10 protein-coding genes are annotated in these 12,096 nt (G+C 56.4%); 2 read left to right on the top strand and 8 right to left on the bottom strand.

Annotated elements, in window-relative coordinates:
* Positions 1–266 precede the first annotated feature (266 nt).
* Both ACP39K_RS15995 and ACP39K_RS16000 read left to right on the top strand, forming a co-directional pair.
* The gene (locus ACP39K_RS15995) at positions 267–1,334 is read left to right on the top strand and encodes a hypothetical protein (protein ID WP_497008667.1); all 1,068 of its coding nucleotides are present in this window, start codon (positions 267–269) and stop codon (positions 1,332–1,334) included.
* 244 nt (positions 1,335–1,578) lie between these two features.
* Positions 1,579–1,983: a hypothetical protein gene (locus tag ACP39K_RS16000; RefSeq protein ID WP_497008668.1), complete on the top strand. Its 405-nt coding sequence runs from the start codon at positions 1,579–1,581 to the stop codon at positions 1,981–1,983.
* A 40-nt stretch (positions 1,984–2,023) separates the two neighbouring features.
* Here the strand turns inward: ACP39K_RS16000 and ACP39K_RS16005 are convergent, their stop codons facing one another.
* The 8 genes from ACP39K_RS16005 to ACP39K_RS16040 form a co-directional block, all read right to left on the bottom strand.
* Positions 2,024–3,535: a conjugal transfer protein TraG N-terminal domain-containing protein gene (locus tag ACP39K_RS16005; RefSeq protein ID WP_497008669.1), complete on the bottom strand. Its 1,512-nt coding sequence runs from the start codon at positions 3,533–3,535 to the stop codon at positions 2,024–2,026.
* Positions 3,532–3,903: a hypothetical protein gene (locus ACP39K_RS16010; RefSeq protein ID WP_497008670.1), complete on the bottom strand. Its 372-nt coding sequence runs from the start codon at positions 3,901–3,903 to the stop codon at positions 3,532–3,534. The genes ACP39K_RS16005 and ACP39K_RS16010 overlap by 4 nt, the downstream gene beginning before the upstream one ends.
* 16 nt (positions 3,904–3,919) lie before the next feature.
* On the bottom strand, positions 3,920–5,401 hold the full coding sequence (locus ACP39K_RS16015) for an integrating conjugative element protein (protein ID WP_497008676.1): 1,482 nt from the start codon (positions 5,399–5,401) through the stop codon (positions 3,920–3,922).
* 10 nt (positions 5,402–5,411) lie between these two features.
* A complete protein-coding gene (locus ACP39K_RS16020; protein ID WP_497008671.1) occupies positions 5,412–6,419 on the bottom strand; it encodes a TIGR03756 family integrating conjugative element protein in 1,008 nt (335 codons plus the stop codon).
* A 1-nt stretch (position 6,420) separates the two neighbouring features.
* Positions 6,421–6,825 carry a TIGR03757 family integrating conjugative element protein gene (locus ACP39K_RS16025; protein ID WP_060558333.1) on the bottom strand — a complete coding sequence of 135 codons (405 nt, stop codon included), beginning with the start codon at positions 6,823–6,825 and terminating at the stop codon, positions 6,421–6,423.
* Positions 6,826–6,927: 102 nt separating this feature from the next.
* Complete coding sequence (locus ACP39K_RS16030; RefSeq protein WP_060558330.1) at positions 6,928–7,485, bottom strand: hypothetical protein; 558 nt, start codon at positions 7,483–7,485, stop codon at positions 6,928–6,930.
* Complete coding sequence (locus ACP39K_RS16035; protein ID WP_497008672.1) at positions 7,482–11,732, bottom strand: RHS repeat-associated core domain-containing protein; 4,251 nt, start codon at positions 11,730–11,732, stop codon at positions 7,482–7,484. The genes ACP39K_RS16030 and ACP39K_RS16035 overlap by 4 nt, the downstream gene beginning before the upstream one ends.
* A gap of 31 nt (positions 11,733–11,763) precedes the next feature.
* A partial coding sequence (locus ACP39K_RS16040) for a DcrB-related protein (protein WP_497008673.1) occupies positions 11,764–12,096 on the bottom strand: 333 nt, incomplete at its 5' end.

The following is a 12,096-nucleotide window of genomic DNA, read 5'->3' on the forward strand; positions in this document are numbered from 1 at the left end:
CCACATGGGCATCCTCTTCCAGGCTACGAGGATATTGTGACCACCCGAAGGCGTTTCTCACAGGTCACATGAAACATTGGATGGCACTCACCCGAAGGCGTCTCTCACAGAGCGCTGAGACATTGGATGGTCGTCCGAAGACGACGATACAACTCGAGTAGGGTAAGCGATCCTATCGAATCCCGTCAATCACTTGACTTGATTTCGTTCGCTGGCTACATTGTATTACACTACATAAAATTGCATTACACAAAAAAGGAAATAACATGAAAGTACCTTCATCCTTTCGTTTCCCTGAGCGATTAATGAATAGTTTAAAGGCTCGTGCAGAGTCACGAAATAAATCGCTGACTGAACATGTTCAGACTGTCCTGGAAGCAAGCTTGGACAACGAAGACTTTGAGAAGAAACATTACTTTGAGCTTATGGAGAATTCAGATAAAAGCATTTCCGACATTTACATAAAACTCTTCAGTACAATAAACACTCAGACAACGCGCTTAAGCCTGTCTGAGCTAAAGTTCATTATACACCACTGCCATCAGGCCTATCTCTTTCACAGCCATGCTGTTAGCAATGATTATATCAAGGTAATTATTGACATATCATTAGAGCTGGTTACTGTTTCAGTACGTGAAAATATTACCTTTGATAAACATTATGTCTACCGTTGTTTTGATCTATCAGATGAAAACCTGGATGAAACTATCCGCCGTATGAAATCAGTTATTAATAAATGCATCGATGGCACCTACGCCGAATATTTAACCCGACCATTGGAAAGTGGAGCATTTAACTTTGCGCAGTACCCAAAAGAAACTATAGATTTAATATTTACCAAAGCAAGATTGCAAAAACTATTCCCTCTTGTTACACGCGGAATCATTCAAAAAAACAAAGAAAAATGGAGAATAAAAGAACTTTCTCAAAACATCCCTTCGCATAGAGTGGATTTTTGCGTCGATGATTTAAATTTTTCTATAGTTTGCCATGGCAGCGAACTAAGATATGATGACCCTGCATCCGTTTTCTTTGTTATCGAAGGAAAGCACTTTATCAAGCCATATTCATTAAAGCACCTACTTGCGATCACTCGCTTAGTAAATCGGGAAGAATTAGACGATTTTTCCAGATCGTATAATGACTCTGATAAAGTAACCATCTGGCCACCGCACTCCACTGATAATAACGGAACGATAGACATAGATTCACTCAGGTTAATATACACATCAGAGCTCTATAATGAATTTAAAGAGAAGTTCCTGAAGGCCATCGGGGACGAAAAGATGTCAGTTATACTTAACGCAATGAAGATAATGCATGGGGATATTTGACCTTGCTTGCCTATTTGGGGGGCTGCCGGCGCCTTTACCTTATCGGGTATTCACCACCTTACTTTGAAGATGTAAACCTATTTTGTTGTTCCACCTGCTGATAAAGCTCTCCAGTCTGGGCAGGGCCATGAAGCATCTCCGAACACAAAAAAGCTTGTTTGCTTGCGGTCTGAGGGCCGAGCGAATAGCAATTGGTTATTATTCAGGCTATGATGAGGTCAGACTATCACCTGGCTAAGGAGTGATGATGAACGAAACAAGACAGCACCACGCCTATCAGCGTGGAGTACGCATGGCAAGCCTGTGGAAGCGCCTTAAAGGTACGATTTTGAAATGGGACTCGTTCTGGCTGACAAAGGCTCGTAAATACAACCTACCTGCCTGGTTAGGCCATATGCCTGTCGCCGTCGCATTACTGGGTTCACTCATCATTATGCTGGTAGGTGGTGCGATCATTACGGGCGCTCTGCTTTTCATCTGGGCGATCGCGTTCATTCTTCAACAAGTCGATCAAACAGACTCTCATGAGAATGACGCCAACTATTTTGATTCACACACCGACAATGACGCTTTGGCAGAATACAGAGATGGCGATCAAGGTTATGGATTATATTGCGGATCTTACCGAATAGATCTCGATGATGATTGATAAGGGATGAGCTAGCATCCCTTATCAAGGTGAATATGAATTAAAGTCTTGCTGATTTTTTCAACGTATCTACAGCTTGCCCACCTGTATCATGAGCTTTCTTTGAACCTGCATTTACCGCATTACCAATCGCTTGCCCGACACTCACGCCAGCCCATGACAACGCACCAAGCCATACCGCAGGTAACACTACAAACATTGTCCCCATCACCAGGTTCATAATCAGGTCATCGGCACTATTCTGGAACCCGGCTACATTCCAGCGACTGTGCGAGTCCGAACTGTACAATGCCTCAAGTAACCAACTGTCCAGCCACCGCGCCAGTTCCCACCAGAAAGTCAGGAAGTTCAGCGCAAACACCACGAACGTCACGGTGATCACCGTCTTGTACTCGTAGGCCGCAAAGGCCAGGATGAGCGGCACCATGATATAGACCGCCATCAGCAGTACCGCCTGCACCATCGGCAATGCCTGACGCATCGCATCAAATGCCGGATATGCCGCCAGGCTCCCCAGCGCGGTTCCGCCCAGTGACGCGAGCCGGTTAACCGAGTTGTCCAGGGTAAAGTCTGCATTGCCGCCGTAGCCGGCATAAGCACGTCCGCCCTGGGAGACCGTCAGGTTATCCGGGCTGACCAGGCGACGTATCACGGCTTCCTTATAATCTGCATCCGGTTGCCCCATCATCTTCAGCGCGGCAGACATCCGCAGCATGACGCCCGGGTCAACCTGTTTCACCACGCGGGCTTCCAGCCCCGTTTCGCGGGCTGACCACCACTCGCTGCAGGTCGGGTATCCGCCTCTCCCGGTGTTTGGCCGACCACTGTCACGCCCCTCATTCCAGGGGAAGCTGGCGCGCGGCGTTTTGGACTGCAGGTTGTTGTAGTACCCACCATTCAGGAAAGTTTTCGACCCCAGCCACTCGATATCACGTAACGTGGCCTTGTCGGTTGTTTGTCCCTGGTCGCGGTTCTGCCAGGTATACAGCGCCAGCGCGTAGCAATCGTTGGTGAAGTCCTGCAGCTCCTTCGCAAGCCCCGGGTTGTTGACCCGGCTGTGCTGAACCTCAAAACGCACCTGCCGCAGATCCGGCCGGCACGGGATCGTGGCCACGGCCGCCGACGTGATCCCTTTCGACAGTTTATGCACCACCAACCACCACACCGGTACCTTCGCCGTCTGGCCGTTCATACTCGATACTATGTTGGCGTAGCCCGTTTCATCCGGCTTCTTTGGGGTCCAGGTGCCACAGGTCGCCGCCCGACTGCTGTCATACTTGATGGTATCGAGGCTGACATTCATCAGCGGCAGACAGCAGGCCAGCATCACAAAGAATGCCCCGTAGAGCAAGTTTTCGATGCGTGGCAGAGACAGCATCCCTTTGTTGCCCTCATCCTCCCCTTCCTCACGCACCTTCAGCCAGATGGCCGCCACCTTGAACAGCAGCGGCAGCACAAACAGCCCCGTACTGACCAGCAGCTCCCACAGTCCGTTGTTAATCAGCCAGCCAAGCAACGTCAGGAAATACTCCAGATAGCTGTTGGTCATCATAACGACAGCCCTCCACCAAAGAGACTGTATTCACAGGCCAGGGCAAAAAACACGCAGGCAATGGCCATGCGTTTGAGGGGTTGCCGGTATTCCGGTTTGCAGCCCGGCGCATACCAGATTTTCCAGAATCCCCAGGCCAGCGCGGCGTATAGCGCCAGGCGCCAGCTCAGCCAGCCATAACGGGTGCTGTGCACCCAGTCACGCAGCGCAGCACTCTCTCCCGGGTGATTGACACCCCAGTGAGCCATGCCCAGCGCGACAATCATCGCTATCACCAACATGCCCAACATCTGCAGAACACGCTTAGCCCGCAGACCGAATCGGCGCCCCCTGGCGGTCGTCACCGCTTTTTTCTCTGTTCCGGTCATTGATTCATCCTCACGATTACTGGTCGCTTTCCGGCACGGCCAACTGGTTGAACTTAGTATCCGGGCTGTCAACCGACTGACGCTGCGGGTTGGTTTCCGCCCGGTTGTTCTCCCTGTCGATGATGGTCAGCACCGCGTTACGCGCAATCTCACGCTTCATCTCCATCTCGTTCTTGAGCGCCGTGATCTCACGATCCAGCGCCTCGATACGCCGATCGCCTTCTTCCATCGCGACTTTCTGCGCAGAGGCATTCGGCTCAGACATCCCGGTTGTGATCATCCGCCGCATGATAAAGGCCGTTTCGATGGTATCCGCCATCGCCAGTTCACTGGCCAGGCGCCCAACCAGAGCGGCATTATCCGGATCGCGCTGCAGTGCCTTGATAACGCCGGCGGTCACCGCCAGGCTGCCCGTTTTGAGTTTGGCCAGGTTGCCTGCGGTGGGTTTTTCTGCCCCATTGACCAGCCTGGCCAACTGCTCGTTATTTGCTTTCGTCGCCTCTTCCAGCATCGGCGCAAACCCCGTACCGGCTACGGTGCTGCCTGGCTGTTCGGTCCCTTCGCCACTGGTACATTGCGCTGCGTCTTTGCAGGTGCGCAGCGAGGTGTCGCCCAACACCTTCACCACTGCGGCTGCCGCTTCTTCACTGCTGGCATATTTGGTACAGGCACCGCCGGTACAGCTGCTGCCGGATACGCTGGAGGTGCTGGTGACCGGCAACGCATTCATCATGTTGTAGCCGGCTGCAGCCAGATCGTGCGTTGGCTTGATCGCCGGCTGACCGGCGCCGCCGCGCTTCTGCCCACCGATCCAGGTCTGGCCGGATTGCCCGGTTACTTTCTCGGTGGCATTCATCGACCGCACTGCATCGGCATCCCCGTTATTGATCAGACTTTTGGCCTCCTCCATCGCCGCCGCCTGGCTCCAGCCGCCGGAGTCCGCCATATCCATCATCCGTTTGGAGAGGTTCTGGCAATTGAGCTGAGCTTTGTCGAATGCCACATTGGCCTGCAATACCCCGTTGGTCAGCATTTCATACAAGCCCGGGTTAGCACGCTGAATAGCCATCGCCGGCAGACTGGCTACCGCACCGGTAGCGCCTTGAATAACGTTACCCATCAGGCTCTTGAACCCGTCCGTCACGCCATTGAGCTGGTTACCGATGGTGCTCTTCAGGTCGAAGTTGCCGCACATCAAATCCGAGCTCCAGCCCAGATTCATCCCCAGGCGCTGCATATTGCCACGCGTCGCCGGCTGTGAAATCACCGAGCCACCGCCCAGGGAGTAAAACAGCTTGTCCGAGACCGCGCCGCTGGCGCTCTTCCCGTACCCCACATTGCTGTCATTCACCTGGCGCAACGAAATGCCAAACAGGGTGCCGTTATCGTCATTGTCGTCAGCGTGTGCGTTCACGCCGGCCAGTGCCAGGCTGCCGGCAATCAACAGGGACAGCAGACTGCGCCGTCCCCAGAGAGATTTATTCATTGGTTTTTTCATCATTTATGCCTCAAAAATCCGTGCTGTAGAGGAAACGCAGCCCGCGGCGCTGGCAGCAGCTGTAGGGTTGCCACAGGGCAAAGGCAGCGTTCGCATCCGCTGCTGGCGTATGGTCACCGTCCGGGAACACGGCGCAAGACTGGCTGAGCTGCGGCGCCAGGCGCTGCCATTTGTGGTTGCGGGTTCCGATATTTTCCTGAACGGCCCCTGGTGGCCAGTAACCTTCCGAGCGCTGGCCCATCAGGGGCTGGTAGACGTGCGGCTGACCAGAGCGAGTGATGATGTCCGCCACTCGCTGTGCCACCAGAGCCCCCGCCTTGTCGTCATCAACCTGAGTCACAAATCCCGAACGGGGGTAGACGTTGCCCCACATATTCGCGGCCGCCTGACTGCCGACCTCACGCTGACCAGGTACCAACGCTTCGGGATAAAGGGATTCCGGCATGCCAGTACGCCATGCCAGGCTGTCCAGCGTGCTGAGGAAATACGGCACGAAGGGGGTCGCCGCACTGCGGCACGAATAGCCGGCAATGCTGCCGCCAATCAGGGTCGTCGCCGGATGGCCAATGGCGTCAGCGTATTTGAAATGCAGGTTGGTTTTGCGCTGCCCGGGGGTTTTCAGCTCATTGTTGCCACCGCCGGCTGCAACGCCGCCCAGTGCGCTGGTGATACTACTCTCGAGTCCGCCGGCGGCCTGACTGACCATCGACATCTCACGCCACGGATTGCCTCCCGGGGTGTTATACGCCGACACCACCGCCTCCGGGATGAAATGGCTAACTTTGACCGAAGTTCGGACAGTGCAGCCGCCCCAACTGCAGAACAACCAGTAGCAAATACCGCTGACGCGCCAGCTGATGCAGGACTGCGACACCGCACTGGCAACAATCTGTGCGCTGTTGAGAGCGGCATTCGCCGCCGGCACGCTAGCCGCAGACAGCATCATGGCCACACCGAAGGATTTAAGGGTCAGCCGGGGTTGTCCGGGAGACGTAAACTGCAAGGGAGATCGTTGCATATCACTGGCCCTCCAGTGACTTCGCGCGCAACGCGGTGGCCCGGGCGATATCAGCGGTGCCATACACCACATCCCGATCGTCAAACACGACAGCGGGGACTTTTTTGACGCCCAGTTCCCAGGCGCGCACCACCGCACGGTAAACCGTGGCCAGCTCCTGTTCATGCGCCTGCCATTGTGGTGACTGCAGTACGGCTTGCGCCTGCCGCTGCGCTTCATCCGGGTTCGACGACAGTGCGCCGAAGAGCTGCGTCTGCAACTGCTCCGGACCGTCAAGATAAATCACGGTCACGGAAGCATCATTATTCGTCGGGGGATGGTGGGAATCGGTATACAGTACCGTGCCGGCAAGCACCGATGCCGGCATCAGCAGAGGAAACAACGTCAGCAACGTGCTGATTTTCATGGTGTGCACTCCTGCATGGATAGAATCCACACAGGGTGCTATGACGAGGTCAGAAAGACAGCAAAGAAGTCTTTATTGGATTGCGATAATTTTGTTCAAAAGTCAGATCGTTGGAATCTCTACCGAAAAATCAAAACCCAGTAGCCCAGAACCCTCCACTCTCTGTCTGAACGATTCGGTAACGAAAACACGACCAATATCTTCCTCTATAGAGAAAAGGTAATCATCGGCGATCTTATCAGCATTAAGAGCCGGCTTCCGGATGAGAAACTTACCCTCTGACTCACGAAACAATGAATTCTCCCGGTCAAAACACCCCGATAGAACATTCGTAGGGTAGTACCCCCAAAAAGTCTTTCTTTTACTCTCTGTTATAACCGGTAACACCTGACCTCTCGGAAGTAAAATATCGCCCAACTCATCCAAAACATTCTCACTCAGAACGAAAAAAGGAGATAAAGCACTACTGAAGTCAAACTGGTAGTTTCGCTTCCCTGTATCATTACTACGTAGCTCTAGCATAACGGGAGTATAATTAATCAAAGGTTTCCAGTGAGCACTGCGTACTCGCCCCATGATGCTTTCCTCTCCCTCAGGGTAGTCCTGAATAAAGGAACAAAAGTTAGTCACATCAGATTGAAGTAAATAGATTTTTTTCATAACAGCACCGTATACCAGCTTGCACCTCTATCCGCAGAAAGCAAAGTTTCGCGCATTAACTGGAGTTCATCCAAGACACCTTGTTTGCCACCAAACTCATGCGCATCCAAGATACGCTGATTCACTGCATCCAGATACTTATCAGGATGTTTACCGTTATGCAGTATCCCAGGCAAGCCATCAACGTTATTCCGATTGGGTAGGAACACCCCATTATCCGCACCGTTAATATCAATATCATGTTGCTTCAGAATATCTCTGGCAGGTCTGGCCCCCTTAGCTGTTTCAGGAACGATATGATGCGCGGCTGAATTGGCAGGACGCGGTGTGCCTGCCTTTTCCATACTCTTGGAAAGTGCACAGCTGGTCAAACCCAATGGGTCAATCCATCCCAATGGATTCGGCGCATACTGATACAAGTTCAACCCGCCACGCAACCCGATCGGATCCTGCGTGGTAAAACGCCCCACTTCAGGTTCATAGTAACGGAACAGGTTGTAGTGCAGCCCGCTTTCCTTATCCTGGTATTGCCCTGCATATCTCAGCGGCTGATCGTAGACGGCCCCATTGCGTTGTTCAACGCCGGCGACCGTCTGTCCCTGCAACTTGCCGAAAGTGTCGTAGTTGCCCGACCAGCAAAGGTTACCTTCGACGTCGGTAACTTCCAGCGGCGCGCTGTTAAGATCGGTGTGCAGCCAGTATACATCAGCTTGTTTGCCATCCCCCGCCTGTTCGAGCGCCGCCAGCGGCGTCCACGCGCTGGCCGGGTCGTAGCTCCAGGTTCTGCGCGTGCCGTTGTCCCGCTGCTCCTGCAGCAGCCGGTAGCCCTCCCACAGAAAACGCGTCGTTTCCGGCGCTTTACCTTTGTAGCTTACCGTCTTGCGCGTGCGGCGACCCAGCGCATCGTAGTGATACTCCGCCTCGAACTCGCCCTCTGGCCCGCGGCCGCGCGCCTGTATCAGGCGGTTATCGGCATCGTAACGGTAATGCTGTTCATACATCCCGTTCCGCCGACTGACCAGGTTGCCCCAGGCGTCGTAACGGTAAAATAGCTGTTGCCAGTGCGTCAGGCGATTGCCGGCGATCGGCGCCAGCGGTAAATGTCTGTCGACATCGTCATTTGGGCTTCGCCAGCCCAGCAGGTTATCGGCACCGTCATACATCAGACGGTTACCGGCCTTGCCAAGTCGGTTTTCCCGGTGCTGCAGCAGGCGCCCTTCCGCGTCGTAGCCGTAGTGCACCTCGCCGCGCAGCGCATCGCAGACCGACTCAAGTTCACCACGGCCGGTATAGCGAAACGTGCGCCACAACACGCCGTCTTCCGGTTTGGTTATCTGCCCGTGGCTGAAGGCACTGCTTTGCCAGCTGCGACGCCCCAGCGCATCGTACTGCCGCTGCTGATGCAGCGCGCCCTGCGTACGGCCGGTTTCCCGGTGCAGGCGATCGCGGGTGAACTCGCTCACCAGTTGTTGATTGAACTTGATGGCGCTGGCGTGGCCGGAACCATAGTACAGCCACTGCAGTTGGTCGCCCTGCGGCAGCGTCAGCGCCTGCAGGTTGGTCAACGCATCCCATTGGTACTGCAGCTCGCCGTTGCCCCCTTGTTCGGCCAGTAGATTGCCGGCTTTGTCGTAGCGCAGCTGCACGCTGTCCGGCTCGATGCCCAGCTCGGCGCCGGCAACGGTCGGCGTGCGCGTCAGACGGCTCATACGACCCACAGCATCATAATGGTACTGCCATTCCGCACTGGCGTTGCTGCGCCAGGCTAATTGACCGGCTTCGTCATAACGGAATCGGTGCAGGCGCTGCGCCGGCGGTGCTGTGGGATCCTGCGGCCCGGTTTCCCGGTGTTCGGTCAGTTGGCCATCGGGGCCATAACGGTAAAAATGATCGGTATTGTCCGGGCGGCGCTCGGCCGTCAGCCGGCCAACGGCATCGTGACTGAAGTGATATTCCCCACCGTTGCCGTTCTCAATGTTGGTCAACCAGCCGCGGCAGTTGTAGTGGTACCGGCGCGTACGCTTGATGCGGTCGGTGATGCTGACCGGCTGCCCCAGCAGGTTGTACTGCCAGTGCGTCTCGCTGCCGAGCGGGTCATGGTGTACGGCCAGTTGCCCCTGCACATTCCAGGCAAAGCGCTCTTCACTGCCGTCCGGATGGAGCAACGTTTGTAACCGGCCGGCGCGGTCCCAGCCATATCGGGTCAGGTTTCCTTCCGCGTCGGTGCGGTGCGTCAGCTGGCCCAATGCATCATAAGCATAGGCGGTAACGCTGCCGGAGCAGTCTGTGTAACGCGTCAGCAACCCCTGTGCGTTCCATGCCAGTTTCACCTCACCGCCCTGTGCATCAATAATGGTCTCCGGTAGGCTTTCTTCATCGTCGGAATACCGGTAACGGGTGATGTTACCCAACGCATCAATCTGCTGTGTCGGACGTCCCAGGGTATCCCAGTGCTGGAACACCTGGCTGCCGTCCGGATAAGTGACCGAAAACAGGCGTCCGCTGTTGCGGGAATACTGGTAAGTGATGGTGCGCCCCAGGGGGTCCGTCTCGCTCAGCAGACGGCCGTAACGGTCCCACTCGCTCTGGCGCTGCGCGCCGCCCGGGAGCACCACACCGCACAGCTCATCGCGCTCATAGATAAACGCCGTTTTTCTACCGTCAAAATCCGTAAACTGCGCCACGTTGTTGTCGTCATCCAGTTGCCACAGCGCCTGTTTGCCGTCATCACGTACAGCCCGGCGCACGCCGCCGGCAAAATCATAGTGCAACGACAGTTCTTCGCCGGCGCTGTGGCGCCAGGCAATCACCCGGGGCAATCCCTCCATTTCCTGCCACAGATATTCATTCAACAAACCCTGGCGATCCTGATGGCTGGCCATGAGTCCATCACGCCAGGTAAAACGCCGGGTAACTTCGCCGGCGCGGTTGCTGACGTCAACCAGTTGCCCCTCATCATCGTAACCATAGTGCACCAGCGGCAGCTCGCCGTCCGGAGTATACAGCAGCACGGTGCTCAGCCGGGACAGCCCATTGGTGGTAGTCAGGTTGCGGCACACCAGTCGCTGGCCGGCGCTGTCGACCAGCTCGCTCAGCCGGCCGTGGTCGTCGTGGAACAGAGAGATCACGTTGCCGGTGAGGTCAGTCATCATCTGCAGCCGGCTCGGCTCATCACTCAACGCCGGGTAGTGCCAGGTCTGCTCGCTGACGTCGAATACCTGCCAACTACCATCGGCGTTGTGCATCAACCAGCATTTTTCGGCTTCGCAGTAGGTTTTGTGGCCGAGCGGCACCCTGGGGAAAGCGACGAAGTCGCCGGACGGCGCGCGCCACACCAGGCCGTCCTGATACGGCTGCAGGCTGCTCTCCCAGAACAGACTCCAGCCGCGCCCCAGCACGCTCTCTGCCGGGTTGCCGCTGCGCCAGTAACGTTGCCAGGCGACCGGCAAGCGCGAGGGCAGTACAAAGTCCAGCTCATCGTCACCGGACAGGAATTTTTGGCCGCTGACGATATCCACCGGCCGGGCGATAATGCCGGCGGCGGCGGTGGCAGTCATCAAGGTGCCAAAACGGCAGGCAATGCGTCCCAGCTTATTGATGCCGGGCAGCTTGCCGAGCATCTTGCCCAAGGCGCCCAGTTTGCCGGCGGCGCCGCCCACGCCGCCTACCAGGCCGGCGAACAGCAGCGTCAGGTCAGAGACCTTGTACAGCCAATCCGGCACTTCGGGCTTGATCGGCAAGGTGGTGACGGTGCCGCCGCCGATAAACACGTTGGGCGAGCCTTCCATCACCTGCGCGTCGCAGTTGGTTTTGTCTCCCACGCGCGAGGCGGGCTGGCCGTTGATGCTGACCTTGTCAGAGCCCTGCGCCATCTGCATGCTCGGGCCGTCGTCGCTGCAGGCCACCTGGCTGTGGGTGGCGAGCGCGGCGGGTTTGCCGTTGATGAAGACGTTGGGGGAGCCGGTGACGATATTGCCTTTGGGGGTCAGGCTACCGGCACCGGTGTCGGCAATGCCGTCGCGCGCCGCGGTGGCCGCCTCCCCGGTGAGATACCCCACCGCCACGCTGGCGCCGATGAGCAACACGCCAACGCCAATACAGGAAGCCGCCAGGCCAGCGACGAACAGCGCACCCGCCGCCAATGCGCCTGCGGCGGCGATCAAGCCGCCGACAAGGGTGCCGGCAATCATGCCGGCCAGGGCATGGGAATGCCCGATGGTATCGCCGACGCGAGCCGCTTCGGTCATCGTAAGGTCCTTTTACGTGAAGAGTTCATCGTTATGCCGCCCGGTAGCTGTTCAGCACTTGCTGCAGCAGCGCGTCGTCCTGCGGCGTCAGCTTGCGCGCCATCGCCAGGGTAAACACCAGCACCCGGCCTTCCGCCAGCGTGAACACCGCCTGGTTCTGCCAGATGCGCTTGCCGTCGCGCAGGTAGCTGGCGCGCACCCACTCACCGGCGGCCAGCCCATCGCCCAGCGACGCCGGCTCGCGGCTTTTGAACGCCCAACCTTTCAGCCCCTGCGCCAGCGCATGAACGTAGCGCACTGCGGTGCGAGCACGGCTGCTTTGCAGCCTCAACCGTCTTTGAGTCTCTACCATACATAAACACTG

This window comes from Serratia sp. EC4 (assembly GCF_059652115.1).